The sequence below is a fragment of the Nonomuraea helvata genome (genome assembly GCF_039535785.1).
In the GTDB taxonomy this organism is placed as follows: Bacteria; Actinomycetota; Actinomycetes; order Streptosporangiales; family Streptosporangiaceae; genus Nonomuraea; species Nonomuraea helvata.
In genome coordinates this window covers 782,978-809,363 of sequence record NZ_BAAAXV010000008.1, presented here as the reverse complement: position 1 = coordinate 809,363, position 26,386 = coordinate 782,978, and the positions used below count along the sequence as shown (strand labels likewise).

26 protein-coding genes are annotated in these 26,386 nt (G+C 70.9%); 6 read left to right on the top strand and 20 right to left on the bottom strand.

The window, feature by feature from the left end; genetic code table 11:
* Nucleotides 1–84: 84 nt before the first annotated feature.
* The 9 genes from ABD830_RS31255 to ABD830_RS31215 all read right to left on the bottom strand — a co-directional run bounded on the left by ABD830_RS31255 (nt 85) and on the right by ABD830_RS31215 (nt 7,746).
* Complete coding sequence (locus ABD830_RS31255; protein WP_344995229.1) at nt 85–447, bottom strand: metal-sulfur cluster assembly factor; 363 nt, start codon at nt 445–447, stop codon at nt 85–87.
* Nucleotides 444–881: a Fe-S cluster assembly sulfur transfer protein SufU gene (gene sufU / locus ABD830_RS31250; protein ID WP_344995226.1), complete on the bottom strand. Its 438-nt coding sequence runs from the start codon at nt 879–881 to the stop codon at nt 444–446. The genes ABD830_RS31255 and sufU overlap by 4 nt, the downstream gene beginning before the upstream one ends.
* Nucleotides 882–883: 2 nt before the next feature.
* Nucleotides 884–2,140 (bottom strand): cysteine desulfurase, encoded by a 1,257-nt coding sequence (locus tag ABD830_RS31245; RefSeq protein ID WP_344995223.1) that lies wholly within the window; start codon nt 2,138–2,140, stop codon nt 884–886.
* Nucleotides 2,137–2,883, bottom strand: coding sequence for a Fe-S cluster assembly ATPase SufC (sufC, locus tag ABD830_RS31240; protein ID WP_344995220.1), 747 nt, complete (start codon nt 2,881–2,883; stop codon nt 2,137–2,139). The genes ABD830_RS31245 and sufC overlap by 4 nt, the downstream gene beginning before the upstream one ends.
* 5 nt (nt 2,884–2,888) lie before the next feature.
* Nucleotides 2,889–3,209, bottom strand: coding sequence for a non-heme iron oxygenase ferredoxin subunit (locus ABD830_RS31235; protein ID WP_344995217.1), 321 nt, complete (start codon nt 3,207–3,209; stop codon nt 2,889–2,891).
* A complete protein-coding gene (gene sufD / locus ABD830_RS31230; RefSeq protein ID WP_344995214.1) occupies nt 3,206–4,327 on the bottom strand; it encodes a Fe-S cluster assembly protein SufD in 1,122 nt (373 codons plus the stop codon). The genes ABD830_RS31235 and sufD overlap by 4 nt, the downstream gene beginning before the upstream one ends.
* Nucleotides 4,327–5,739, bottom strand: a complete 1,413-nt coding sequence (sufB, locus tag ABD830_RS31225) for a Fe-S cluster assembly protein SufB (protein ID WP_344995211.1) — start codon at nt 5,737–5,739, stop codon at nt 4,327–4,329. Before sufB ends, sufD begins: the two co-directional genes overlap by 1 nt.
* The gene (locus ABD830_RS31220) at nt 5,736–6,434 is read right to left on the bottom strand and encodes a helix-turn-helix transcriptional regulator (RefSeq protein ID WP_344996041.1); all 699 of its coding nucleotides are present in this window, start codon (nt 6,432–6,434) and stop codon (nt 5,736–5,738) included. The genes sufB and ABD830_RS31220 overlap by 4 nt, the downstream gene beginning before the upstream one ends.
* A gap of 91 nt (nt 6,435–6,525) precedes the next feature.
* Complete coding sequence (locus ABD830_RS31215) at nt 6,526–7,746, bottom strand: multidrug effflux MFS transporter (RefSeq protein WP_344995208.1); 1,221 nt, start codon at nt 7,744–7,746, stop codon at nt 6,526–6,528.
* Nucleotides 7,747–7,958: 212 nt separating this feature from the next.
* Between ABD830_RS31215 and ABD830_RS31210 the strand changes: the two genes are divergently transcribed.
* Nucleotides 7,959–8,867, top strand: coding sequence for an ABC transporter ATP-binding protein (locus ABD830_RS31210; protein ID WP_344995205.1), 909 nt, complete (start codon nt 7,959–7,961; stop codon nt 8,865–8,867).
* Nucleotides 8,864–9,646, top strand: coding sequence for an ABC transporter permease (locus ABD830_RS31205; protein ID WP_344995202.1), 783 nt, complete (start codon nt 8,864–8,866; stop codon nt 9,644–9,646). The genes ABD830_RS31210 and ABD830_RS31205 overlap by 4 nt, the downstream gene beginning before the upstream one ends.
* 1 nt (nt 9,647) lies before the next feature.
* On the opposite strand, the gene ABD830_RS31200 is transcribed toward ABD830_RS31205, so the two are convergent.
* Nucleotides 9,648–10,850 carry an MFS transporter gene (locus ABD830_RS31200; protein ID WP_344995198.1) on the bottom strand — a complete coding sequence of 401 codons (1,203 nt, stop codon included), beginning with the start codon at nt 10,848–10,850 and terminating at the stop codon, nt 9,648–9,650.
* A 112-nt stretch (nt 10,851–10,962) separates the two neighbouring features.
* Between ABD830_RS31200 and ABD830_RS31195 the strand changes: the two genes are divergently transcribed.
* Complete coding sequence (locus ABD830_RS31195; protein WP_344995195.1) at nt 10,963–11,877, top strand: EamA family transporter; 915 nt, start codon at nt 10,963–10,965, stop codon at nt 11,875–11,877.
* Nucleotides 11,878–12,165: 288 nt separating this feature from the next.
* On the opposite strand, the gene ABD830_RS31190 is transcribed toward ABD830_RS31195, so the two are convergent.
* The 8 genes from ABD830_RS31190 to ABD830_RS31155 all read right to left on the bottom strand — a co-directional run bounded on the left by ABD830_RS31190 (nt 12,166) and on the right by ABD830_RS31155 (nt 19,533).
* On the bottom strand, nt 12,166–12,834 hold the full coding sequence (locus ABD830_RS31190) for a GntR family transcriptional regulator (protein ID WP_344995192.1): 669 nt from the start codon (nt 12,832–12,834) through the stop codon (nt 12,166–12,168).
* 44 nt (nt 12,835–12,878) lie between these two features.
* Nucleotides 12,879–13,805 (bottom strand): ornithine cyclodeaminase family protein, encoded by a 927-nt coding sequence (locus tag ABD830_RS31185; protein WP_344995190.1) that lies wholly within the window; start codon nt 13,803–13,805, stop codon nt 12,879–12,881.
* A gap of 34 nt (nt 13,806–13,839) precedes the next feature.
* Complete coding sequence (locus tag ABD830_RS31180) at nt 13,840–14,811, bottom strand: proline racemase family protein (protein ID WP_344995187.1); 972 nt, start codon at nt 14,809–14,811, stop codon at nt 13,840–13,842.
* Between the two features lie 64 nt (nt 14,812–14,875).
* Nucleotides 14,876–15,877, bottom strand: coding sequence for a proline racemase family protein (locus ABD830_RS31175; RefSeq protein ID WP_344995184.1), 1,002 nt, complete (start codon nt 15,875–15,877; stop codon nt 14,876–14,878).
* Nucleotides 15,874–16,767 (bottom strand): dihydrodipicolinate synthase family protein, encoded by an 894-nt coding sequence (locus ABD830_RS31170; RefSeq protein WP_344995180.1) that lies wholly within the window; start codon nt 16,765–16,767, stop codon nt 15,874–15,876. The genes ABD830_RS31175 and ABD830_RS31170 overlap by 4 nt, the downstream gene beginning before the upstream one ends.
* Nucleotides 16,768–16,793: 26 nt before the next feature.
* Nucleotides 16,794–18,155, bottom strand: coding sequence for an FAD/NAD(P)-dependent oxidoreductase (locus ABD830_RS31165; RefSeq protein ID WP_344995178.1), 1,362 nt, complete (start codon nt 18,153–18,155; stop codon nt 16,794–16,796).
* Entirely contained in the window at nt 18,152–18,394 is a 243-nt protein-coding gene (locus tag ABD830_RS31160) for a (2Fe-2S)-binding protein (protein ID WP_344995175.1), read from the bottom strand. Before ABD830_RS31160 ends, ABD830_RS31165 begins: the two co-directional genes overlap by 4 nt.
* Nucleotides 18,391–19,533, bottom strand: coding sequence for an NAD(P)/FAD-dependent oxidoreductase (locus ABD830_RS31155; protein ID WP_344995172.1), 1,143 nt, complete (start codon nt 19,531–19,533; stop codon nt 18,391–18,393). Before ABD830_RS31155 ends, ABD830_RS31160 begins: the two co-directional genes overlap by 4 nt.
* Nucleotides 19,534–19,703: 170 nt before the next feature.
* On the opposite strand from ABD830_RS31155, the gene ABD830_RS31150 reads away from it, so the two are divergent.
* Nucleotides 19,704–20,681, top strand: a complete 978-nt coding sequence (locus ABD830_RS31150; RefSeq protein ID WP_344995170.1) for a COX15/CtaA family protein — start codon at nt 19,704–19,706, stop codon at nt 20,679–20,681.
* Nucleotides 20,682–20,742: 61 nt separating this feature from the next.
* On the top strand, nt 20,743–21,450 hold the full coding sequence (locus ABD830_RS31145) for a SanA/YdcF family protein (RefSeq protein WP_344995167.1): 708 nt from the start codon (nt 20,743–20,745) through the stop codon (nt 21,448–21,450).
* Here the strand turns inward: ABD830_RS31145 and ABD830_RS31140 are convergent.
* Nucleotides 21,426–22,616 (bottom strand): PrsW family intramembrane metalloprotease, encoded by a 1,191-nt coding sequence (locus ABD830_RS31140; RefSeq protein WP_344995165.1) that lies wholly within the window; start codon nt 22,614–22,616, stop codon nt 21,426–21,428. The two genes, ABD830_RS31145 and ABD830_RS31140, sit on opposite strands and share 25 nt — an antisense overlap.
* A 460-nt stretch (nt 22,617–23,076) precedes the next feature.
* Nucleotides 23,077–24,021, bottom strand: coding sequence for a heme o synthase (locus ABD830_RS31135; protein ID WP_344995163.1), 945 nt, complete (start codon nt 24,019–24,021; stop codon nt 23,077–23,079).
* Nucleotides 24,022–24,349: 328 nt separating this feature from the next.
* Between ABD830_RS31135 and tkt the strand changes: the two genes are divergently transcribed.
* Nucleotides 24,350–26,380, top strand: a complete 2,031-nt coding sequence (gene tkt / locus ABD830_RS31130) for a transketolase (RefSeq protein ID WP_378520789.1) — start codon at nt 24,350–24,352, stop codon at nt 26,378–26,380.
* The last annotated feature ends 6 nt before the right edge of the window (nt 26,381–26,386 follow it).

The window sequence follows — 26,386 nt, the reverse complement described above, 5'->3', positions numbered from 1 at the left end:
CCCGGGATGGGTCCGGACCTTCCGAAACCCTCGATGGCATGCTGAAACGGCTGACGCTTACGCCAGCCGTGACAGCGAAAATGATCAGACGTTGAAGCCTAGCATACGGAGCTGTTCGCGCCCCTCGTCGGTGATCTTGTCCGGGCCCCATGGCGGCAGCCAGACCCAGTTGATCTTGACGTCGGACACCATGCCGTCGAGCGCGGAGTGCGCCTGGTCCTCGATGACGTCGGTCAGGGGGCAGGCCGCGCTGGTCAGCGTCATGTCGATGGTGGCCACCGGCTGCCCGCCGTCAGGGCCGGGGTCGAGGTTGAGGCCGTAGATGAGGCCCAGGTCCACGACGTTGATGCCGAGCTCGGGGTCGACGACGTCCTTGAGCGCCTCCATGACCTCTTCGACGTTCGCCTCGCCGTCGAAACCCGTCGGAGTCTCCACAGGCTTGCTCATCGGGCACTCCTCACAACCGCATCCTTGTAGGCCATCCACGACAGCAGCGCGCACTTGACCCGCGCAGGGAACTTGGCCACGCCGGAGAACGCGACCGCGTCGCCGAGCACGTCCTCGTCCGCCTCCACCTGCCCCCTGCCCTGCATGAGCCTGGTGAACTCGTCGACCACGGAGAGCGTCTCCTCGACCGTCGAGCCGGTGGCCAGCTCGTGCAGCACCGAGGCGGCGGCCTGGCTGATCGAGCAGCCCTGCCCGTCGTAGGAGACGTCGAGGACCTTGCCGCCGTCGCCCACCTTCACCCTGAGGGTGATCTCGTCGCCGCACGTGGGGTTCACGTGGTGAACCTCGGCGTCGTACGGCTCGCGAAGCCCCCGCCCCTGCGGGTGCTTGTAGTGTTCCAGGATCAGCTCCTGGTACATCGACTCGCCGATCATGGCTATGCGAACACCTTCTGAACGTGGTGGAGGCCGCGGACCAGGGCGTCGATCTCGCCCGTGGTGTTGTACAGGTAGAACGACGCCCGCGTGGTCGCCGGTATTCCGAAGCGCAGGTGCAGGGGGCGCGCGCAGTGGTGACCGACGCGTACGGCGACGCCGAACTGGTCGTCCAGGATCTGCCCGACGTCGTGCGGGTGTATGCCTTCCAGCGTGAACGAAACCGTGCCGCCCCGGCCCTCGAGCGAGTCGGGCCCGATGAGCCGCAGGGTGGGCACCTCGCGCAGGGCGTCGAGTGCGTAGGCCGTCAGCGTGCGCTCGTGCGCCTCGATGGCCTCCATCCCGACCTCCGTGAGGTAGTCGACGGCCGCGCCGAGCCCGATGGCCTCGACGATCGGCGGCGTGCCCGCCTCGAACTTGTGCGGCACCGGCGCGTACGTCGAGTGGTCCATCCAGACCGCCTCGATCATCTCGCCGCCGCCCAGGAACGGGGGCATGGCGTCGAGCAGCTCGGCCTTGCCCCACAGCACGCCGATGCCCGAGGGACCGACCATCTTGTGGCCGGTGAAGGCCACGAAGTCGGCGCCCAGCTCGGCGACGTTCACCGGGTGGTGCGGCACGGACTGGGAGGCGTCCAGCGCGATCAGCGCGCCGACCTCGTGCGCCCGCCTCGCCACCTCGGCGACCGGGTTGACGGTGCCGAGCACGTTGGACTGGTGGGCGATCGAGACGATCTTCGTCCGCTCGGTGATCACCGACGGGTCGTAGTCGAGCCGTCCCTCGTCGGTGACGCCGAACCACTTCAGCGTCGCACCGGTGCGCTGCGCGAGCAGCTGCCACGGCACGATGTTGGAGTGGTGCTCCATCTCGGAGATGACGATCTCGTCGCCGGGGCCGAGCGTGAAGCGCGGGTCGGTGTTGATGGGGTTGCCGAAGGCGTACGCGATGAGGTTGAGCGCCTCGGAGGCGTTCTTGGTGAAGATCACCTCGTCGCGCGACGGCGCCCGGACGAACGCGGCGACTCTGTCGCGGGCGCTCTCGTAGGCGTCGGTCGACTCCGCGCCGAGCACGTGCATGGCCCGCCCGACGTTGCTGTAGTGCAGCGCCAGGTGGTCACGCATGGTGTCGATGACCTGGTTGGGCTTCTGGGAGGAGTTGCCCGAGTCGAGATAGACGAGCGGGCGCCCGTCGGGCAGCTCGCGGGAGAAGATCGGGAAATCCTTCCTGATCTTCTCCACGTCAAAGCTGATCTGAGTCATGCACTCGCCTTCGTGTACTGCTCGTAGCCCTCGGCCTCGAGCTTCTCGGCCAGCTCCGGCCCGCCCTCCTCGACGATCCTGCCGCCCGCGAAGACGTGCACGAAGTCCGGCTTCACGTAGCGCAGGATGCGGGTGTAGTGCGTGATCAGCAGCACGCCGGTGTCGCCGGAGGCGCGGAAGCGGTTGATGCCCTCCGACACCACGCGCAGCGCGTCGACGTCGAGGCCGGAGTCGGTCTCGTCGAGCACCGCGATCTTCGGCTTGAGCAGCTCGAGCTGGAGGATCTCGTGGCGCTTCTTCTCGCCGCCGGAGAAGCCCTCGTTCAGGTTGCGCTGGGCGAAGGCGGCGTCGATGGACAGGGCGTCCATGCCGTTCTTGAGGTCCTTGGCGAACTCGCGCAGCTTGGGCGCCTCGCCGCGGACGGCGGTGACGGCCGAGCGCAGGAAGTTCGAGACCGAGACGCCGGGGACCTCGACCGGGTACTGCATGGCCAGGAACAGGCCCGCGCGGGCCCGCTCGTCGACCGACAGCTCCAGCAGGTCCACGCCGTCGAGCAGCACCTGGCCGCCGGTGATCGTGTACTTGGGGTGACCGGCGATCGCGTAGGCGAGCGTCGACTTGCCCGAGCCGTTGGGGCCCATGATGGCGTGGGTCTTGCCCGACTGGACGGTCAGGTTGACGCCGCGCAGGATTTCCTTGTCCTCGACGGCGACATGCAGGTCGCGGATCTCAAGGGTGGACATTGGCTTTATGACTCCTTCGAGAGCGAGACGAGGACGTCATCGCCGTCGATCTTGACTGTGTAGACGTTCACGGGCTGGGTGGCGGGCGGGCCTGTGGGCTTGCCGGAGCGCACGTCGAAGCACGAGCCGTGCAGCCAGCACTCCAGTGTGCCGTCGTAGACCTCGCCCTCGCTGAGCTTCACCTCGGCGTGGGAGCAGACGTCGTGCAGGGCGTACACCTCGTTGCCCTTGCGCACGAGCGCCACCGGCGTCTCGCCGACCTCCACCCCGATGACACCCCCGTCGGGGATGTCGTCGAGCTTGCACACCTTCTCGAACGAACTCATCGCGCGAGCTCCGCCTCCACGGCGCTCAGTACGCGCTCGCGGATCTCCTCGACCTGGATCTTCTCGATGAGCTGGCCGAGGAAGCCCCGGATGACCAGGCGGCGGGCCTCGTCGTAGGGGATGCCGCGGGCCTGGAGGTAGAAGATGTGCTCGTCGTCGAGCCGGCCGGAGGCGGAGGCGTGCCCCGCCCCGGCGACCTCGCCGGTGAGGATCTCCAGGTTGGGCACCGAGTCGGCGCGGGCGCCGTCGGTCAGGATGAGGTTGCGGTTGAGCTCGTACGTGTCGGTGCCCTCGGCCTCGACCCTGATGATCACGTCGCCGATCCAGACGGCGTGCGCGTCCTCGCCCTGCAGGGCCCCGCGGTAGTCGACGTTGCTCTTGCAGTGGGGCTGCGAGTGGTCGACCAGCAGGCGGTGCTCCAGGTGCTGCCCGGCGTCCACGAAGTAGACGCCCGACATGTCGGCGTCGCCGCCGGGGGCGGTGTAGGACACGTTGGGCGACAGGCGTACGAGGTCACCGCCGAGCGTCACCACGAAGCTGCGGAACGTCGCGTCCTTGGCCAGCTGGGCGTGGTGGTGGGAGACGTGGACCGCGTCGTCGTCCCAGTCCTGGAGGCTGACGACCCTGAGCGAGGCGCCGTCGCCGACGATGAACTCGATGTTGTCGGCGTAGACCGCGCTGCCCTTGTGGTCGAGCACGACCACGGCCTCGGCCAGCGGCTCCACCTTGACCACGATGTGGCCGTACGCGGCGCCGTCACCGGAGCCGGTGAGCGTGAGCACGGTCGGCTTGGAGGTGACGGCCTCGCGCGGCACCGTGATCACGGTGGCCTTCTCGAAGCTGTTCCACGCCTGGGCGCTGACCCGGTCGGTGGGCATGAAGGCCTTGCCGACCCGGGCGTCGTCGCGGCCGACCGTCTCGACGGTGACCTCGGGCGCCGCCTCGACGTCCACCCGGACGTGACCGACGGCCTCGGCCTTGCCGTTGTGCAGGCCCTTGAGGCGGGAGAGCGGCGTGAAGCGCCACGCCTCCTCGCGCCCGGTCGGGACCTCGAAGTCGCCCAGCTCGTAGGACGCCTTCTCGTGCAAGGTCGACAGGGGCTTCTCGTTCAGGCCCATCAGCCGACGGCTCCTTCCATCTGCAGCTCGATCAGCCGGTTGAGCTCGAGCGCGTACTCCATGGGCAGCTCACGCGCGATCGGCTCCACGAAGCCGCGCACGATCATCGCCATCGCCTCGTCCTCGTCGAGCCCGCGGCTCATGAGGTAGAACAGCTGGTCCTCGCTGACCTTGGAGACCGTGGCCTCGTGGCCCATCTTGACGTCGTCCTCGCGGACGTCGACGTACGGGTAGGTGTCGGAGCGGCTGATCTGGTCGACCAGCAGGGCGTCGCACTTGACGGTGCTGGCGCTGCCGTGGGCGCCCTCCTCGATCTGCACGAGACCGCGGTAGGAGGTGCGGCCGCCGCCGCGCGCCACCGACTTGGAGATGACGCTGGAGCTGGTGTTGGGCGCCAGGTGCACCATCTTGGAGCCGGCGTCCTGGTGCTGGCCCTCGCCCGCGAACGCGACGCTCAGCGTCTCGCCCTTGGCGTGCTCGCCCATCAGGTAGACGGCCGGGTACTTCATCGTGACCTTGGAGCCGATGTTGCCGTCGATCCACTCCATGGTCGCGCCCTCGTACGCCACGGCGCGCTTGGTGACCAGGTTGTAGACGTTGTTCGACCAGTTCTGGATGGTCGTGTAACGGCAGCGGGCGTTCTTCTTCACGATGATCTCGACGACCGCGCTGTGCAGCGAGTCGCTGGAGTAGATCGGCGCGGTGCAGCCCTCGACGTAATGGACGTAGCTGTTCTCGTCCACGATGATCAGGGTCCGCTCGAACTGGCCCATGTTCTCGGTGTTGATCCGGAAGTACGCCTGGAGCGGGATCTCGACCTCGACGTTCGGCGGCACGTAGATGAACGAGCCACCGGACCACACGGCGGTGTTGAGCGCGGCGAACTTGTTGTCGCCCACCGGGATGACCGAGCCGAAGTACTCCTTGAAGAGCTCCTCGTGCTCCTTCAGGCCCGTGTCGGTGTCGACGAAGATGACGCCCTTCTCCTCGAGGTCCTCACGGATCTTGTGGTAGACGACCTCGGACTCGTACTGGGCGGCGACACCGGCGATGAGGCGCTGCTTCTCCGCCTCGGGGATGCCGAGCTTGTCGTAGGTGTTCTTGATGTCGGCGGGCAGCTCGTCCCAGGAAGCGGCCTGCTTCTCGGTGGAGCGCACGAAGTACTTGATGTTGTCGAAGTCGATGCCGGTGAGGTCAGAGCCCCAGGTGGGCAGCGGCTTGCGGTCGAACAGGCGGAGGCCCTTCAGGCGAAGGTCGAGCATCCACTCCGGCTCGTTCTTGAGAGCGGAGATGTTGCGGACGACCTCCTCGGACAGGCCTCGCTTGGCCGCCGCGCCCGCGGCATCCGGGTCGGCCCAGCCGAACTTGTAATTCCCGAGGCCTTCCAGCTCCGGGCGGTCGGTGACAGTCACCTTCCGGTCTCCTTGCTCTTGTCTCTATGTGCGGATTCACCCAGCGACTGTGGGCTCACATGTGTCGTGCAGACCCCGTCGCCGTGAGCGATCGTGGCCAGGCGCTGCACCGGGGTGCCGAGCAGCTGCGCGAACGCCTCCGTCTCGGCCTCGCAGAGCTGCGGGAACTCCGCAGCCGCGTGTGCCACCGGGCAGTGATGCTGGCAGAGCTGGGCACCGCCGGACTTGGCCTTGCTGGCCGAGGCCGCGTACCCCTCTGCCGACAGCGCCTGCGCCAGCACCTGAACGCGCTGGTCCGCCGGCACCGTCCGCATGGCCGGCTCCAGCCGCCTCAGCAGGCCCGAGACCTGCGAGCGGGCGAAGTCGGCCACCGCTTGCTCTCCCATGTGCTCGCCGATGTAGCGCAGCGCGCTCTCGGCGAGATCGTCATAGGCGTGCACGAAGGCACTGCGCCCCGCGTCGGTGATGGCGAACAGCTTGGCCGGCCGTCCACGTCCGCGCTGCCCGCGCGGCCTCACCATGCGAGGCTCTATCATCCCGTCAGCGAGCAGCGCGTCGAGGTGACGGCGGACGGCGGCGGGCGTGAGCCCGAGCCGCTCGCCCAGCGCGGCGGCCGCGACGGGACCATGCTCGAGGATGAGCCTGGCCACGCGGGCACGCGTGGTGCGCTCGCTTCCCGGCTCGATCCCTGGCATGTTTTTCACAACATCAGTGTGCCGTAATTCCTTCCCGCTTCACAAACGGATCTGAGCAGCTCGAGGATGGAATTTCTCACGCAGGGTAGGCTTACCTAACTTTCCTCAGGAAGGTGAAGACCAGGGTCGAGCAGAGGATGAGCCCGAGCATCACGCAGGCCATGGGCACGGCGCTGCCTGCGCCGACGAGGCCGACCAGCGGGGCCGCGCAGGCGCCCAGCGCGAACTGCATCACCCCGAGCAGGGCCGAGGCACTGCCCGCGACCTGCGCCGGCTGGCTCGCCAGAGCCAGCGCGCCGGTGCCGGGCATGACGAGTCCCTGGCCGAGCATGATGACGAACAGCCCGCCCACGATGCCCCACAGGCCGAGCCCGGTGAGCGCGGCGGCCAGCAGCAGCGAGGCGCCGGTCAGCGCGACGACGAGCCCCGTGACCACCAGGGTCACCGGCGGCACCCGTCCCGACAGCCGCCCGCCGAGCTGGGCCATGGCGGTCAGGCCGAAGGCGTTGAGCCCGAAGATGAGCGAGTACTGCGCGGGCGTGGCGCCGTACACCTCCTGGAGCACGAACGGCGAGCCGGAGATGTAGCCGAACATCGCCGCGAACGCCAGCCCCGCGGTGAGCGCGGAGCCCATGAAGGCGCGGTCGCGCAGGAGCTTCCAGAACGTGCCCACGGTGTGCTTGAGCCCGCCGCTCTCGCGCTCGGCCGCGGGCAGCGTCTCGCGCACGCCCGACAGCACCAGCATCAGCAGCGCCACCCCGGCCACGCTGAGGGCCACGAACACGCCGCGCCACGAGGTGAAGGCCAGCAGCTGCGCGCCCGCGATGGGCGCGAGGATCGGCGCCAGGCCGCTGACCAGCATGAGCGTGGCGAAGATGCGGGCGATGGCGGCGCCGTCGTACAGGTCGCGGACGACCGCCCGCACGATGACCAGGGCCGCGCCGCCCAGCATGCCCTGCAGCAGGCGGAACGCGATCAGCATGGGCACCGAGGGCGCGAACGCGCACAGCAGCGAGGCCACCATGAACCCGGCCACGCCCACCATCAGCGGCGTTCTCCTGCCACGCACGTCGCTCACCGGTCCGGCGATCACCTGGCCGACCGAAACCCCGATGAGGCAGGCGGTGAGGGTGAGCTGGACCTGCGCGGGCGAGCTGAGCATCTCGGAGGTGATGGCGGGCAGCGCCGGCAGGTACATGTCGATGGAGAGCGGGCCGATCGCCGACAGGGCCCCCAGGATCACCAGCAGCAGAGTGCGGCGATCCCTCCTCTGCTCGACGACGACGGCGGTCGTGACTTCTGCCACGGACATGCGTGATCCCTCTCCCTCGCGGCCGGCGGCCCACGAGGGCCGAGGGATCAAACCAGGTTCCGGTCCTCCGAATTCCCGGTCATCAGATATTTCTCACGAGCGGGTCAAGGGCGCTCCAAATCAGGTCATATCTTTCCAGCGTCCGCCCAGGACGTACTTCTGGGGCTCACCTGCGGCCCGGACCGCGTGACCCAGTCCCTAAACTCGTGGCCATGGAATCCCCAGCCGTCGAGATCATCGACCTGGTCAAACGTTACGGCGGCAGCACCGCCGTGGACGGCCTCACGCTGCGCGCCGCGCGTGGAGCGGTCACCGCCGTGCTCGGGCCCAACGGCGCGGGCAAGACGTCCACGGTGGAGATCTGCGAGGGGTTCCGCAGGGCCGACGCGGGCACGGTCCGCGTCCTCGGGCTCGCGCCCACGCTGCCGGAGCTGCGGCCACGGGTGGGGATCATGCTCCAGTCGGGCGGCGTGCCGCCGGCGATGCGCTGCGGCGAGTGGCTGCGGCTGGTCTCCCGCTTCTACGCCCATCCGCTCGACGCCGGGGCCCTGCTGTCACGGCTGGGGCTGGCCGATCACGTACGCACCCCGTACCGGCGGATGTCGGGCGGGCAGCAGCAGCGGCTGTCACTGGCGGCGGCCGTCGTCGGGCGGCCCGAGCTGGTCTTCCTCGACGAGCCGACGGCCGGGCTCGACCCGCAGGCCCGGCACGCCTGCTGGGAGCTGGTGGGCGAGCTGCGCGGGGCGGGCGTGTCGGTCGTGCTGACCACCCACCACATGGACGAGGCCGAGCGCCTGGCGGACCACGTGGTGATCATCGACAAGGGCCGGGTGGTGGCCGAGGGCACCCCGGCCTCACTGACGGGGGCCGAGCGGCAGCTCCGCTTCCGCGCCCGGCCGGGGCTGGCGCTGGAGGAGCTGCTCAACGCGCTCCCCGCGGGCAGCGCGGCCAAGGAGTCGCCCGCCGGGCACTACATCATCGAGGGCCAGGTGGGCCCCGAGCTGCTGGCCACGGTGACGGCCTGGTGCGCGGCGGAGGGCGTCACAGCCGACGACTTGCGCATCGAGCGCCGCACCCTGGAGGACGTCTTCCTCGAGCTGACGGGCAGGGAGTTGCGATGACAGGCACTGGGGAGGTCGCACTCGACTTCACCCCCGCGCCGGGGGCCGCGCCGTTCCCGCGCATGGTCCTCGCCCAGGCGGGCGCGGAGATCCGGGCGATGCTGCGCAACGGCGAGCAGCTGCTGCTCACCATGGTCATCCCGGTGCTGCTGCTGGTCGGCTTCTCGCTGGCGCCGCTGGTCGACGTCGGGGGCGGCCGGCGGGTCGACTTCCTGGTGCCGGGCGTGCTGGCGCTGGCCGTCATGTCCACGGCCTTCACCGGCCAGGCCATCGCGACCGGCTTCGAGCGCCGCTACGGCGTGCTCAAGCGGCTGGGCGCGACCCCGCTGTCCAGGGCCGGGCTCATGCTCGCCAAGACGACCGCCGTCGTGGTCGTGGAGGTCATCCAGGCCGCGGTGATCGTGGCCGTCGGGCTGGCGCTCGGGTGGCGGCCGCACGGATCGTTCCTGAGCGCGGCGCTGCTGATCGTGGTCGGAACGGCGGCCTTCAGCGGGCTGGGGCTGCTCATGGCGGGCACCCTGCGCGCGGAGGCCACCCTGGCCGCGGCCAACCTCGTCTACCTGGTCCTGCTGGGGGCCGGCGGGGTGATCTTCCCGCTGTCGAAGTTCCCCCACGGCATGCGGCAGGCCCTGGAGGTGCTGCCCATCTCGGCCCTGACCGGCGGCCTGCGCTCGGTGCTCGGGCAGGGCGCCGCCCTGCCCCTGGTCCCGCTGGCGGTGCTCGCCGCGTGGGCGGTTCTGACGCTGGGCCTGGTCTCGCGCACGTTCCGCTGGGAGTAGTTCACTGCGGCTGCGGCTGGGCGGCCTGCGAGCGGCCGTAGCGGCGCCTGGTGAGAGCGGCCACCGCGGTCAGCGGGATCGCGGCGCCGGCCGCCAGGCCGAACAGCAGGGCGTAGCTCCCCCGCTCGGCCAGCGGCCCGGCCGCCCACGACGAGACCGCGCTGCCCACGAAGAGCGCGCAGGCGAAGAACGCGATGGTGGTGCCCCTCGCCTCGGGCACCACCGAGGTGGCCCACGTCTGCAGCGATGAGTGCAGGAACGACCAGCCGCCCCCGAGCAGCAGCGCCGTGACGGCCACGGTGGGCATGCTGACGTGCACGGAGACGATCGCGAACCCGGCGCTGAGCTGCGCGCCGCCCACCGTCATCAGCGCGGGAGCGGGCCAGCGCCCCGCCAGCCGCTTGACGAGCTTCGAGAACAACCACAGGCCCAGTCCGTACGCGGTGATGGCGAGCCCGGCCACGGCCGCGGCGTACCCCGTGTGCTCCAGCGCGGTGGCCAGGAACGGCATGGCTCCGAGCATGATCGCGCCTTCGACGAAGGCCAGCCCGAACACCAGCAGCGCCCAGCCGTGCCCGAGCACCGCGCCCAGGTACCGGGCGGTCCCAAGTGCGGCACCGTCCAGGCGGAGACGGGGCGGCTCAGGCAGCGAGCCGAGCGTGAGCGCGCAGGCCAGGGCGCAGGCGGCGGGCACGGTGAAGGCCACCCGCCAGTCCACCAGGCCCGCGACCACCCCGCCCAGCCCGGTGGCCAGGGCCGTGCCGAGCGCCGCTGCGGCCATCAGGTCGGTCAGCGCGCGCTGCCGTACCGAGGGCTGGACGGTGTCTCCCACGTACGTCAGCCCGGTGGGGATCACGGCGCCGAAGCAGGCGCCGGTCACCACCCTGGCCACCACCAGCGCCCCGAGCACCGGCATCAGCGCCGAGACCACGCCGGCCAGCGCCGCCCCGAACAGCGCCACGCGCATCACCCGAACCCGCCCGAACCGGTCCGACAGCAGCCCCCACACCGGCTGCGTCAGCCCGTAGGCCAGGTAGTAGCCGCTGGCGGCCGCGACGGCGGCGGAGAGCGGGACGTCCAGGTCCACCGCGATGAGCACGAGCATGGGGCTCACGGCGAAGCGGTCGAAGCTGCTGACGAAGGAGGCCACGGACAGGGCCAGCGGCGGCCGGGCGAGGCTCACGGGCAAGGCGGGCGATTTCATGCGTCCAATGTTCCAGAGACAGGAGTAACAGCTTATGTCGGGAATGTCATGACGCCTCAGTACGCTCTGACCGTCGTTCCCTTGCGTCCCCTTGCGTCCGATGAGGAGTCCCGTGACCGCCTTCGCCCTCGACGATCCCTTCGATCGCCGCTCCGGCCTTCCCCGGCCGGGAAGCCTGCTGCGCACCGCCGCCGACTCGATCCCGCCCTCCGGGCTCGTCCTGCTGGCGATCTTCTCGGTGCAGCTGGGCGCCGGGTTCGCGAAGGAGCTGTTCGCGGCGCTGCCGCCGAGCGCGGTGGTGTTCCTGCGGATCACGGCCGGGGCGCTGATCATGGGCTCGCTCGTCCGGCCACGGCTGAAAGGCCTGGCCTGGCGCGACTGGGCGGTGGGGATCGGGTTCGGGGTGACGCTCGCCCTCATGAACCTGGTCTTCTACGAGGCCCTGTCGCGGCTGCCGATGGGGATCGCGGTGGCCATCGAGTTCCTCGGGCCCTTGGGCGTGGCCGTGGCGGCCTCGCGGCGCAGGATCGACCTGCTGTGGGTCGGGCTCGCGGGCGCGGGCGTGGCGCTGCTCGCGCCCTGGGGGCAGTCGGCGTCGGTGGACTGGCTCGGCATCGGGTTCGCGATGGTGGCGGGGGTCTGCTGGGCCGGGTACATCCTGCTGTCGGCGGCGGCCGGGCGGCGCTTCCCCGGCACGAGCGGGCTGTCGTTCGCGATGATCGTGTCGGCCGTCGTGGTCGCTCCCGTCGGCATCACGACGGGCGGGACGCAGCTGCTGCAGCCGGAGCTGCTGCTGATCGGGCTCGGCGTGGGGCTGCTGTCGTCGGTGATCCCGTACTCGCTGGAGCTGCACGCGCTGCGGCGGATGCCCAAGCACGTGTTCGGCATCCTGATGAGCCTGGAGCCGGCGGTGGCGGCGGTGATCGGGGTGCTGCTGCTGAACGAGGTCCTGCACGTGCAGCAGTGGACGGCGATCGTCTGCATCGTGGCCGCCAGCCTGGGCTCCACCCGGCGGCGCAAGCTCTAGCAGGAGTGGCGTGCCGCCGCGCGCCCGTGGGATGGGGTCTCGGGCGCGCGGCGGGGGGCTCGGCTCTCGGTGGGCGGGGTGTGCCGAGCCCATGGAAGGTCAGCGGAGTGCGGGTGTCCGCTTGACCAGGCATACGCCATCCACCGGAATCGGTGGTGGCCGGTCCGCTGGGGACCAGGACGACGGGGCCGCCGGCGGACGTCCTCGGCGTCGCTCATCCGGCCCGCATCGAGATTACCGCGATCGACGCCTTCGCGATCCCCAAATGTCAGAACTTAGGGCGCTGTTTCAGTGTTCGGCCCAAATGCCGCGTACATGCCCGATGTGTTCGACCATGATGTGGCCGACGGCCCCGCTGTCGCCGTTCTTGAGCGCGTCGAGCAGCTGGAGGTGCTCCCTGGCCGAGTCGGCGAGCGTGCCGCGCTCGGCGAGCTGGGACAGGCCGTAGAGCCTGGCCCTGTTGCGCAGGTCGCGCACCACCTCCACCAAGTGGCCGTTGCCCGCCAGGGTCAGCAGCTCGACGTGGAAGCGCAGGTCGGCGTCCACGTACGCGAGCAGGTCGCCGCCCTCGGCGGCCGAGACGATCTCCTCGGCGATGGGCCTGAGCCGTTCGAACTCCTCCGCCCGCGAGCTGTCGGCCAGCCTGGCCACGGTGGGCACCTCGATGAGCTGGCGGATCTCGGTGAGCTCGTCGAGATCGCGGTCGGACAGCTCGGTCACTCTGAAGCCCTTGTTGCGCACCGCCTCGACCAGGCCCTCCTTGGCGAGGTCGAGCATGGCCTCGCGGACCGGCGTGGCCGAGACGCCGAACTGGGCGGCCAGCACCGGCGCGGAGTAGACCACCCCCGGCCGCATCTCACCGGTGATCAGCGCGGCACGCAACGCCTGCGACACCTGTTCGCGCAGGCTCTGCCGCTCTCCCACCATCGGCAGGTCGAGCCGCTCCTCGGCAGCCATCCGCCCATCCCTTCCCTGATCAAAAGAAGCCTGCTCACCAGCCGTCATGAGATCCACGCCTCGTAAGCGGCGGCCGCGACCACCAGGTCCTCCCACGCCATGCCCGTGCTCTTGAACACGCGCGGCGCGGTGCCGGTGACGACCCTGCCCGCCACGAGGTCGGCGAGGTTTCCGGCGAGATGACCAGCGGTGATCGTACCCTCGTGGATCGGGATGAGCACATCCCCCGCTTCCTCGAGGGCGGCCGCCCTGGCCTCGACGACCACGGTGGCGCGGGCGACGAGGTCGCCGTCGAGCTCACGGGCGCCGGGCTCGTGCGAGCCGACCGCGACGACGGTGACGCCGTCGCGGGCGAGCTTACCCGGGAACAACGGCTCCCTGGCCGTCGTGCAGCACACCACGATGTCGGCCGCTGCCACTGCTTCCCGAGACCCGGCGCGCGCGGTCAGGCCGAGCGCCCGGCAGCGGCCGGCCAGCGCCTCCGCGCGGCCCGGGTCGCGCCCGATCACCGTCACGTCCGCCACGGGCCGCACCTCCCGCAGCGCCAGCACGTGCCCCCACGCCTGCGGCCCGCTCCCGAACACCACCAGCCGCCGGGCCTCCCCGGAAGCCAGGTGGCTGACGGCCAGGGCGGAGACGGCGGGGGTGCGGAGCGAGGTGAGCGCGATCCCGTCCAGGGCCGCGAGCGGGGTCAGGGTCTCGCCGTCGAACAGCAGGTACGTCCCCTGGATCCGGGGCAGCCCCCGATCGGGGTTGGCCGGCGCGATGGTGACGGCCTTCACCCCCGCGTACCGCCCGGCCGCGGCGGGCATGAGCAGGAGCTGTCCGGCGGGCACGTCCACGATCGGCCGCTGCGGCGTGGCCTCGGGATCGAGCCCCGCCCGGAGCGCGTCCTCCAGGATCCGCACGGCCCGTCCCATGGGCACCAGCCGCTCCAGCGTCGCGGCGTCGAGATACGGCAACCCGGTCATCGCAGTGCGAACCCCATTCCTAACGGCAAACCGGTCATCGCAGTGTGAACCCCAGTCCCAGCGGGTCGTCGGGATCGAGCTCGAAGGCGTGCCGTCCGGTCCGGTACGCCATGCCCTCGATCTCCGGCACGACCCCCTGGTCCAGGACCTCGGCCACCCGCGCGCGGAAGGTGCTCCCGACGATGCTGTCGTGGATCAGCGGCCCGCGCAGCCCCGCGTCGTGCAGCAGCGCCAGCCGGGCCGCCGTGCCGGAGCCGCACGGCGAGCGGTCCACCTCCCCGTCGGCGAACACCGTCACGTTCCGCTGGTGGGCCACGCCGTCCATGTCCGGCAGCTCGTCGTAGAAGATCACGCCGTAGACGCCGGACAGCCGGTCGTCTGACGGGTGCCGGGTGGCCGGGTGGCCGACCAGGTCGGCCTTGATCCGGCGGGCGTGGCCGATGAGCGCCGTCAGGTGCCCGGGCTCCACGGACAGGCCCAGCGCCCGGGCGGGCACGGACACGTAGATGGCGCCGCCGTACGAGACGTCGACCTTCGTCCCGCCGGCCGCCACGTCACGTGCCAGCACGTACGACGGCACGCTGACGAACGTCACCCCGCGTACCCGCCCACCGGAGCAGCGCACCCGCGCCGTGACGCGCCCGGACGGCACGTCGACGACCACGTCCGTCTCCCCGTCGGGATCCGCCGCGACCAGCCCCTCGTGCACGGCGTAGGCACCCAGCGCGATGGTGCCGTGGCCGCAGGCGGTGGAGAAGCCGTCCTTGTGCCAGAACAGCGCCCCGAACAGGGCCCCGGGGTCGTCCGGCGGGACGAGGAAGCAGCCGTACATGTCGGCGTGCCCGCGCGGCTCGTGGCACAGCAGCCGCCGCACGTCGTCGAACTCGGGCTCCGCCATGGCGGCGGCCCGCCGGGAGAGCACGTCGGCCCCCGGGACCTCGGGCACGCCGCCGGTGACGATCCTGAACGGCTCGCCGCCCGTGTGATAGTCGACTGTCGAAATCATGGTTCCGGCTTCGCCGAAACCATGATCAAGATGCTGCGTTGATTGGTTCATTCGCTCCGCTCGCTCACAACTCGAATCCGGCGGGGAACGGGTCGCGCGGGTCGAGGAAGTACTGGGCGGTGCCGGTGATCCAGGCCCGGCCGGTGATGGACGGGAGGACGGCCGGCGCGCCGCCCACGGTGGTCTCCTCCAGGACCCTGCCGATGAACCGGGTCTCGATGAACGACTCGTTCACGAAGTCCTGGCCGACCGGCAGCTCCCCGCGGGCGTGCAGCTGCGCCATGCGGGCGCTGGTGCCGGTGCCGCACGGCGAGCGGTCGAACCAGCCCGGGTGGATGGCCATGGCGTGCCGGGAGTGGTGGGCGTCGGAGCCGGGTGCGGCGAAGTAGACGTGGTGACAGCCGCGGATGCGGTCGTCCTCGCGGTGCACGGGCTCGTCGGCGGCGTTGATGGCCTCCATGGTGGCCAGGCCGGCGGCGAGGATCTCGTTCTTGGCCCTGCGGTCGAAGGGCAGGCCGTAGGAGTCGAGGTCGACGATGGCGTAGAAGTTGCCGCCGTACGCCAGGTCGTACGGGATCTCCCCGAAGCCGGGCACCTTCACGACGGCGTCGAGCCGGTCGCAGTAGGAGGGCACGTTGCGCAGCGTCACCGACATGGCCTGACCGTCCTCGACGGCCACGTCCACCTCGACGAGCCCGGCGGGCACCTCCAGGCGCACGGTGGTGACCGGTTCGACGACCTCCACCATGCCGGTCTCGACGAGCACGGTGGCCACGCCGATGGTGCCGTGCCCGCACATCGGCAGCAGCCCTGACACCTCGATGAACAGCACGCCGTAGTCGGCGTCCGGCCTGGTGGGCGGCTGCAGGATGGCGCCGCTCATGGCGGAGTGGCCGCGCGGCTCGGTCATCAGCAGGGTGCGGATGTGGTCGAGGTTGTCGCGGAAGTAGACGCGCCGCTCGGCCATGCCGGCGCCGGGGATCACGCCGATCCCGCCGGTGATGACGCGGGTCGGCATGCCCTCGGTGTGGGAGTCGACGGCGTGGAAAACGCGCTTTGTCCTCATCGCAGCCCTTCTGCCAGTGCCTTCTCGGTCGCCGCTCGCACGATAGCGGCCTGCTCGTCCGTCAGCGGCTGCCTGGGCTGCCTGCACGGCCCGCCGTGGCGGCCCGCGATGTCCATGGACAGCTTGATGGCCTGGACGAACTCGGTCTTCGAGTCCCAGCGCAGCAGCGGGTGCAGGGTCCGGTAAAGGGGCAGCGCCGTCTCCAGGTCTCCGGCGACCGCCGCGCGGTAGAGCGCGACGTTGGAGGAGGGCAGCGCGTTGGGGTAGCCGGCGACCCAGCCCACCGCACCGGCGACGGCGAGTTCCAGCAGCACGTCGTCGGAGCCGACCAGCAGGTCCAGCTCGGGAGCCAGCTCGGCGATCTCGTACGCCCTGCGCACGTCCCCGCTGAACTCCTTGACCGCCACGATCAGCCCCTCCTCGTGCAGCTTGGCCAGCAGCGCGGGGGTCAGGTCGACCTTGGTGTCGTACGGGTTGTTGTAGGCCACGATCGGCACGCCCGCCTTGGCGACCTCACGGTAGTGCTCGACGACGGCCCGCTCGTCGGCGCGGAAGGAGTTGGGCGGCAGCAGGAGCACCGAGCCGCAGCCCGCCTCGCCCGCCTGCTCGGCCCAGCGGCGCGACTCGGCGGCGCCGTACGCGCCCGCTCCGGCCATCACGTTGCGGCCGCCGACGGCCTTGACGGCGGTCTCGATCACCTTGGCGCGCTCGTCCGGGCTGAGCGTCTGGTACTCGCCCAGCGATCCGTTCGGCACGACGCCGTCGCAGCCGTTCTCCACCAGCCAGCGGCAGTGCTCGGCGTAGGCGTCGAAATCGACGGACAGGTCGTCGCGCAGGGGCAGCGCTGTGGCGACCATGACGCCGTGCCAGGCCTTGCTGCGGTTCTCCATCGGGAAGTCCTCCATGTCAGGGGGGTTCATTGAACGGTGGGGTCGTCTGTGAGGTCGGCGAGTGCGCCGAGGGTGACGGGCTGGGCGATGGGGCGGCGGGGCGGCTGCGGCGGCTCACCCGCCAGGCAGGAGACGGCGTAGCCGCAGATGCGGCCCTGGCACCAGCCCATGCCGGGCCTGGCCAGCAGCTTGATCGAGCGCGCGTCGGTGGCGCCGAGGCTCTGCGCCTCGCGCACCCGCGCCAGCGGCACCTCCTCGCACCGGCAGACCAGCGTGTCGTCACGCAGCCAGCTCTGCCAGCCGGGTTGGACGGGGTAGGCGCGCTGCAGCGCCTCACCGAACGCCCGCCACCGCTCCCGCCGCCGCAGCAGCACCCCGGCCACGGCCCCGGCACCCGCCTCGCCGCCGTGGGCGCGCCAGTCGGCGGCGATCACCTGCCCCGCGATGCGCCCCTCCAGTTCGGACAGGCGCCAGCCCCCGACGCCCGTGGGCTCGCCCGCCGCCCAGACCCCGGCGACACTCGTGCGCTGGCCGGCGTCCACGGCCAGCACCGGGCTGCCGTCCACGTCGTGCCTGGTCGCGCAGCCGAGCTGGACGCCCAGGTCGATCTGCGGGACGAACCCGTAGCCGACGGCCACCGTGTCGCACTCGAGGACGCGGGTGGCGAGAACGTTCCAGTCCTTGTCGAGGCGGGCCACGGTGACGGCCTCCACCTCGCGCTCGCCGTGCGCCGCCACGACCGCCCGGCGCGTCCGGTACGGCACCCGGTGCCGTACGAGGTCCGCCGCGTACCCGGCGGCCTCACCGGCCTTGCCCAGGGCCAGCAGCGGATGCCTGGCCAGGCCGAGGCCGCCGTTGGCCTCGAACACCCCGAGCACCCGAGCCCCTGCCCCCGCCAGCCCGGAGGCCACGGGAAGCAGGAACGGCCCGGTGCCGGCGACCACGATCCGCCTGCCGGCGACGACGTCGTTGCCCTTGAGCAGCGCCTGCGCGCCGCCGGCCGTGAGCACGCCGGGCAGGTCCCACCCGGGGAACGGCAGCGGCCTGTCGTGCGCGCCGGTCGCGATCAGCACCCGCCGCGCCGCCACCGGGAGCGCCGTACGGTCAGGAGCCGTGCAGTGCACGGTCAGATCGCCGTCCGGCCCGCGGGTGAGGCTCCAGACCTGGTGCCGCAGCAGCAGGTCGGCGCGGGAGTCGAGGGCGCGGGCCAGCCGCAGGAACCGATCGAGCCCGGGCGCGGGCCGCGGGTCGGCGGAGTGGCGGAAGTACTGGCCGCCGAGCCGCATGGCGGAGTCCACGAGCGCCACCCGCAGACCGGCCTGCGCCGCCGTGAGCGCGCCCGCCACCCCGGCGGGCCCGCCCCCGATCACCACCAGGTCGTACGTCATGACGTGGTCACCTCGTCACCGGGCGCGGCCTCCACCAGGCAGGCCCGCTCGGGAGCCCGCCCGTTGACCGAGATGAGGCAGTCGAAGCAGACCCCGATCCCGCAGAACAGCCCGCGTGGCCGCCCGCCGAAGCGCGTGCTGCGCCACGAGCGCACGCCTGCGGCGTGCAGCGCGGCCCCGATCGTCTGGCCGGGGGTCACGGGGACAGGACGCCCGTCGATCGTGATGTGGAACGTCAAGGGGAGTCCTCCGAGAAGCGATCCGGCCGGAAGGGCCGCAGGTCCACGTCGGTCTCGGAGCCGGTGAGCACCTGCGCGAGCAGGTGACCGGTCGCCGGGGCCAGCCCGATGCCCGCGCCCTCGTGCCCGCACGCGTGGTACAGCCCGGGCACCCGCGGATCGGCGCCGATGACGGGCAGGTGGTCGGGGCAGTACGGCCGGAACCCGCAGTACGACCTGATGGCGCGCACGTCGCGCAGCGCGGGGAACAGCGCCACCGCCTGCGCGGCCAGCCGGGCCAGCACCGGCACCGACATGGTCCGGTCGAAGCCGACCCGCTCCCTGCTGGCCCCGATGAGCACGGTCCCCGAGGGCGTGGCCTCCACGACGGCCGACGTCTCCAGGCCCTCCGAGTCGCTGGCCACGTTCGTGACGTAGGCGGCGGTGTAAACCTTGTGCCTGATCAGCAGCTCCGCAAGCGGCTCCGTGACCAGGATGAACCCGCGCCTGGGCAGGATCGGCAGGTCGACGCCCGCCAGCGCGGCCACCTCGCCGCCCCATGTGCCCGCGGCGTTGATCACCGCGTCGCCGAGCACGTCGCCCTGCGAGGTGCGCACGCCCGTGATCCGGTCTCCTTCGCGGATGAACCCGGTCACCGCGGCCCCGAGGCGCAGCCGGAGCGTGCCCCGGCCGAAGCTCTCCGCGCCGTGGCTCAGCAGCCGCGCGGCGGCCAGCATGGGCTGCACCTGCGCGTCCTGCGGGTAGAACACCCCGCCCGCCAGGCCGTCGGCGAGGTGCGGCTCGTAGTCGCGCAGGGAGTCGGCGGGCACCAGGGAGTGCTCCACCTCCTGCTTGGCGGCCAGCCCGGCGAGCTGCCGCTGGACCTCGCCGGTCTCGGCGACGACCAGCCCGCCCTTGGCCTCGAACTCGAAGCCGCCGTGGCCGGCCAGCTCGCGCCACAACCGGTTCGAGAGCACGGCGAGCTCCAGCTCGGGCCCCGGCTCCTTGTCGGACACCAGGATGTTGCCCTCACCCGAGCCGGTAGTGCCACCGGCGACCGGGCCGCGATCGACCACGGTCACGTCGAGGCCCGCGCGCGCGGCGTAATAGGCGCAGGCGGCGCCCACCACTCCGGCGCCGACCACGATGACGTCGGACATCCCTACCTCCCTTCTGTAATATGTCACATACCCTCGCGCTTGAGAAGTCCACCGGTCATCCCATGGAGAAGGCCCCGCCGCGCGCCGGGCTTCGCGCTCACCGAGCGGGCGTTCCGGACGCCGGGCGACCGGTGGCGGGACCGGCCTGCCCGGCCCGTACCATCGATGACGTGAAGCTACCCACCGACCACCCCAATCCTCTCGTGCGCCGCCTGCTGTCCTTCTGGGCGCCCACAACGGGGACGATGCGGGGCTGGGCGCTGGCGTCCGTGGTGGTCAACGCGGGCATCGCGGTGACGGGCGCGGGCGTGCGCGTCACCGAGTCGGGGCTCGGCTGCCCGACGTGGCCCAGGTGCACACCGGACAGCTTCGTCCCGGTCGCGCACCCCGAGACCGACATGCTCAACATGCTCGTCGAGTTCGGCAACAGGCTGCTGACGTTCCTGGTGCTGGCGGTGGGGGTCGCGTGCGTGATCGTGGCGCTGCGCCTGACGCCGCGCAGGCGCTCGCTGGTGCTGCTGGCGTGGCTGCAGCCGGCGGGCGTGCTGGCCCAGGCGCTGTGGGGCGGGCTGGTGGTCAGCACGATGCTCAACCCGTTCACGGTGGGCATGCACTTCCTCATCTCCACCGGCCTGATCGCGGCCTGCTGGATGCTGTACGCGCGCGCCGGCGAGGGCGACGGCCCGGTCCGGCGGGTGACCCACCGCGACATCCGCAGGCTCGGCCACGCGCTGCTGGCCGCCGTGTTCGTGCTGCTGGTGGTCGGGGTCGCGGTGAGCGGCACGGGCCCGCACTCGGGCGACGAGAGGGCCTCCCGCTTCGATCTCGACATCGAGGCCGTGGCGCGGCTGCACGCCGACGTCGTCTACATCGTGGTGGGGCTGACGTTCGCGCTGCTGTTCGCCCTGCACGTGAGCCACGCGGAGCGGCCCGCCAGGCGGGCGGCGCTGGTGCTGCTCGCCGTGGAGCTGGGCCAGGGCGCGATCGGCTACACGCAGTACTTCCTCGCCGTACCCGCCGCGCTGGTCCTGCTGCACGTGCTCGGCTCCACGCTGGTCTGGATCGCCGCGCTCAGGGTGGTCACCTCGCTGCGCACCCGGGAGCCGCTGCCTGACCACTCCCCCACCGGAGTACCCGCCGCCGTCTGAGCGGTTGTGCCAGGGTATGGGGAGATAAGTCGGCCACTCCCCCACCCCTGGAGGGTGCGATTTGCTGCTGAATGTCCGCCCCACTCGGAAGGGGCTGCGCCGCGCGTACCAGGGGCTGGTGCTGGTCAGCGTGCTCGCCCTGGCCCCCATGACGTGGGCCTGGCTCAGCAGCTCAGCGCATCGGGAGTTGGCCGAGAGCGACGGCTGGCTCGCCCGCGTCCCCCCGGCGCAGGCCGCTCTGGTGCTGGGCGCGGGCCTGTACGGGAATCAGCCCACGGCGATGCTGGCCCGCAGGCTCGACATCGCCGCCGAGCTCTACCGGGCCGGCAAGGTGCGGGCGCTGCTGCTGTCGGGCGACAACAGCCGCAAGGAGTACGACGAGCCCACGGCCATGCGCGACTACCTGCGCGGCAAGGGCGTGCCCGACCAGGTGATGGTGCTGGACTACGCCGGGTTCGACACCTGGGACTCGTGCGTGCGGGCGCGCAAGGTGTTCGGGGCCCGGCAGGTGACCGTGGTGACGCAGGAGTTCCACCTGCCCAGGGCCGTGACGCTCTGCCGTACGGCCGGGCTGGAGGCGTTCGGGGTGGGTGACGACTCGACCAGGCAGTTCGCCGCGACCACGTACGTCTACGCCACCCGTGAGCTGTTCGCCACCGCCAAGGCGTTCGCCGACGCGATGATCCTGCACTCCGACCCGGTCTATCCGGGGCCGCGCGAGGTCTCCCTGGACCGGATCCTCGCTCAGCCGGGCGCGCCGGGGGCATAGCCCGGCGGCGGGGTGCCTCTCGCGATCGATCTGGTGTGCGCCGCCGGGACGGGGAAGTCGGCGCGGGCGGTGCTCATGCACTCCAGCAGTGCCCGCTGCTCCTCGTGGAAGGTCTGCTCGTCCACCATGTGTCGGGCCGCCCGCTCGTGCAGCAGGCCCAGCTCGGTGGCGGCCAGCTGGTAGTCGCGCATCGCGCGCAGCCCGCGCTTGCCGCCGTGGGCCTTGGCCCACTGCCGGGCCTGCCGCCTCCTGGAGAACGTCGACAGCATGTAGATGTCGGCCTGGCCGACCAGCTTGGTCGGCTCGTACGGCGGCAGATAGCGCTGGATGAGGGCCACGATGCGGCGCCGGTCCCTGAACACCACGCCGATGAGCACGATCAGCACGACCAGCAGGGTGAGATAGGCCACCACGAGCCCGGGGAAGCCGCCGTAGGAGGCCAGGCCGTTCCACAGGCCGTGCAGGATCATCGCGCCCGACCAGCCCGCCAGGATGTAGAAGACCCGCTCGGGGCCCTCGCGCTGGGCGGCGTAGGCCACGGCGACGCCGATCATGGAGCTGAACAGCGGGTGCGCGAGCGGCGACAGGATGCCGCGCAGCACCACGGTGACCGCCAGCCCCTTGACGCCGGAGGTGGAGAGCGCGGCGATGTAGTAGCTGACGTTCTCGCTCATGGCGAAGCCGAGCCCGACCATGCTGGCGTAGATGATCCCGTCGGTCGGCCCGTCGAGCTCGGCCCTGCGGAACCTCAGCAGACCCAGCAGCACCAGCCCCTTCATCGTCTCCTCCACCACGGGCGCGCCGAAGGTGGCCGCGATGTTGCGGGCACTGGCCTCCGACAGCTTGGCGGCGTCGATGATGTAGTGCAGGTTGAGCGAGTTGATCAGTCCGGCGGCCAGCACCGCGATGCCCGCGCCCCAGGCGAAGGCGAAGATCAGGTTGCTGCGCGGCTCAGGCTCCATGCGGTCGAGCGCCAGCACCGCCGCGAGCAGCATCGGCACCGGCGCGAGCGCCAGCGCGAGCCCGATGAAGAACTGCACCGGGGTGCGGTCGAACAGGTCGTACGAGAACGAGACCAGAGCGCAGATGCCGGTGAGGACCAGCCCGATGATCAACGCGGATGACGGGCGGTCCTTCAACACCCAGCGTGGATCACGGGTCGCCATACGGTGACTTTAACGGATCAGAGTGGAGGGGTCTGTGCCGGTCAAGACAGCGTCTTCGGCTCTCTGTGTTTACATCAGTAAAACGGACATCAGCGTGGCCTCGTCGCTTGCCGGCCGAGGCCAGGATGCGATCCGGTGGAAGCCGATGCCGCGCCCGTCCGGCAAGCCGGGCAGACCGTAGTTGAGAGCCGCGTTGTCGGGGCCTGACTCCGCATTCCTGGAGGGAGTGCGGCTCTTGGGCCACCGCCCCGCCGGACGCTTTCCCGTTGGTGCGGACACCAATGGGGGCGGGGACCGGACGCCAGTCAGGCACCCGGCTGTGACTGAACATTACCATCTGATTACTTGCAGTCGCAGCCGATCGGTCCAGAAAGCCAATAACAGTTCTTCGGGCAACTACAGGTTCACGTAGCGAGCGCCGGCAACGGTTCATACCCTCACCGCCCGGGCACGGCGAAGGTCACGCCAGCAGCGGGTCGATCGCGACGGCCAGGAACAGCAGCGCCAGGTAGGCGTTGGACCAGTGGAAGAAGCGCATGGGGCGCAGGTCGACGCCGCTCTTGCCGGCGTTGAGCCGGGCCAGCAGGCGGTGGACCTCCCACAGGCACATGGCGCCCAGCACGGCGGCCACGAGGGGGTAGAAGAGCGTGGTGCCGGCCACCGGCCACAGCGCCAGCGAGCAGAGCACGGTCGCCCACGTGTAGGCGATCGACTCCAGGATCACCCGCCGCTCGGTGGCCACGACGGGGAGCATGGGCACCTTGGCCGCCGCGTAGTCCTCCTTGTAGCGCATGGCCAGCGTCCACGTGTGCGGCGGCGTCCAGAAGAACACCACGCCGAACAGCACCAGCGGCGCCCAGTCGAGCCGGTCGGTGATGCCCGCCCAGCCGATCATCACCGGCATGCAGCCCGCGATGCCGCCCCACACGATGTTCTGGGCCGTGCGGCGCTTCAGGATCATCGAGTAGACCAGCACGTAGAACAGGATCGCCCCGGTGGACAGCAGCGCGGCCAGCCCGTTGGCGGTCATCCACAGGCCTGCCGTGGACAGCACGCCGAGCACGATTCCGAAGATCAGCGCGCCGCGCGGCGAGACCTGGTGCCTGGCCAGCGGCCTGCGGCGGGTGCGGCGCATCTTCTGGTCGATGTCGCGGTCCACGTAGCAGTTGAGCGCGTTGGCGCTGCCCGCCGATAGGGTGCCGAACACCATGACCGAGATCGACGTCCACAGCGGCGGCAGGCCGCCCGCGGCCAGGAACATCACCGGCAGTGTCGTGATCAGCAGCAGCTCGATGATCCGCGGCTTGGTGAGCGCGATGTAGGCCTTTACGATCATGGCGATCGAGCGCGGCCCCTCCACCTGCGGAGATCGGGCCGTCGCCTGCCTGTTGGTCAGCACCGTCAAGGCGCTTCCAGCCTGTGCGGAGTCAACGCGTAACCTCTGAATAGAGCGGATCCATGGGTAGGCGCCGTGGCGCCCCTGCGAACAAACAAACTGTAGTCGCAGGGTCGGCCGGTCCGGCCAATGGGGGGCTTGCGCCGTACATGGACGCGTGCGGGTGGAAGGGGAATCGATCGCCGACTCCACTCGGTTAGGGTCCCGTATGGGCGGGATAGCCAACACCAATGACAACTAGATTCCGGAGACCGAGCAGTTGAGCACCGAACTCGTGCCAGCCCTTGAATGGACCGACCTGGACAAGCAGGCGGTCGATGTCGTTCGAGCCCTGGCGATGGACGCAGTCGAGAAGGCGGGCTCGGGTCACCCCGGCACCGCCATGAGCCTGGCCCCCGCCGCATACTTGCTGTTCCAGCGTGTGTTGCGTCACGATCCGACCGATCCCAACTGGCTCGGGCGCGACCGGTTCGTGCTGTCGTGCGGCCACTCGAGCCTGACCCTCTACATCCAGCTCTACCTTTCCGGCTACGGCCTCACGCTCGACGACCTGCGGCGGCTGCGCCAGTGGGACAGCCTGACGCCCGCCCACCCGGAGCACGGCCACACCGCGGGCGTGGAGACCACGACCGGCCCGCTCGGCCAGGGCATCGGCAACGCCGTCGGCATGGCGATGGCCGCCCGCCGCGAGCGCGGCCTGTTCGACCCCGACGCCGAGCTCGGCGCCTCGCCGTTCGACCACCACATCTGGTGCTTCGTCAGCGACGGCGACATCGAGGAGGGCATCAGCCACGAGGCCAGCTCGATCGCCGGCCACCAGAAGCTGGGCAACCTCATCGTCGTCTGGGACGACAACCACATCTCCATCGAGGACGACACCCTCATCGCCAAGTCGGAGGACGTCGTCGCCCGCTACGAGGCGTACGGCTGGCACACCCAGAGCGTCGACTGGACCACCACCGGCGAGTACGAGGAGGACGTCCAGGCCCTCTACGACGCGCTGCAGGCGGCCAAGGCGGAGACCGACCGGCCGTCGTTCATCCGGCTGCGCACGATCATCGGCTGGCCGGCCCCCAACAAGCAGAACACCGGCAAGATCCACGGCTCGGCCCTGGGTGAGGCGGAGGTCGCCGCCACCAAGCAGGTCATGGGCATGGACCCGGCCAAGACGTTCGACGTGCCCGCCGGGGTGCTGGAGCACGCCCGCGGCATCGCCCAGCGCGGCCGCACCGAGCACGCCGAGTGGGAGAAGTCCTACGCCGAGTGGCGCCTGGCCAACCCCGAGCGGGCCGCGGAGCTCGACCGCATCTCCGAGCGCGAGCTGCCCAACGGCTGGGCCAAGGCGCTGCCGTCGTTCGAGGCCGGCACGTCGACCTCGACCCGCAAGGCCTCCGGCGAGGTGCTGAGCGCGCTGGCGCCGGTGCTGCCCGAGCTGTGGGGCGGCTCGGCCGACCTGGCCGAGTCCAACAACACCACGATGAAGGGCGAGCCGTCCTTCATCCCCGAGGAGTTCCAGACCAAGGAGTTCCCGGGCAACCGCTACGGCCGCACGCTGCACTTCGGCATCCGCGAGCACGCCATGGGCGCCATTCTCAACGGCATCGCCCTGCACGGCGGCACCCGCCCGTACGGCGGCACGTTCCTGGTCTTCTCCGACTACATGCGTCCCTCGGTACGCCTGGCCGCGCTGATGAAGCTGCCGGTCACGTACGTCTGGACGCACGACTCCATCGGCCTCGGCGAGGACGGCCCGACCCACCAGCCGATCGAGCACCTGTGGTCGCTGCGCGCGATCCCCGGCCTCGACGTGGTCCGCCCGGCCGACGCCAACGAGACCGCCTACGCCTGGAAGACCGTGCTCAAGCACACCGACCGGCCCGCCGCGCTCGCGCTGACCAGGCAGAACGTGCCGGTCCTCGAGGGCACCAGCGCCGAGGGCGTGGCCCACGGCGGCTACGTGCTGCGTGAGGCGTCCGACGGCCAGCCCAAGGTCATCCTCATCGCGACCGGCAGCGAGGTGGAGATCGCGCTGGATGGCCGCGACCTGCTGGAGGCCAAGGGCATCCCGACCAGGGTCGTGTCGATGCCGTGTGTCGAATGGTTCAAGGGGCAGGACATCGCATATAGGCAGACGGTCCTGCCTTCCTCGGTCCGGGCTCGCGTCGCGGTCGAGGCGGGCATCGCGCTCGGCTGGCACGAGTTCGTCGGCGAATGCGGCGAGATAGTCGGCCTCGAACACTTCGGTGCTTCGGCCCCGTACAAGACTCTGTATGAGTTGTTCGGGCTGACCGCGGAGCGCGTGGCGGCCGCGGCACATGCGAGCCTGGCCAAGCTGGGGCAGGAAAAGGGCGAGACGACGGGAAACTGAAGGAAG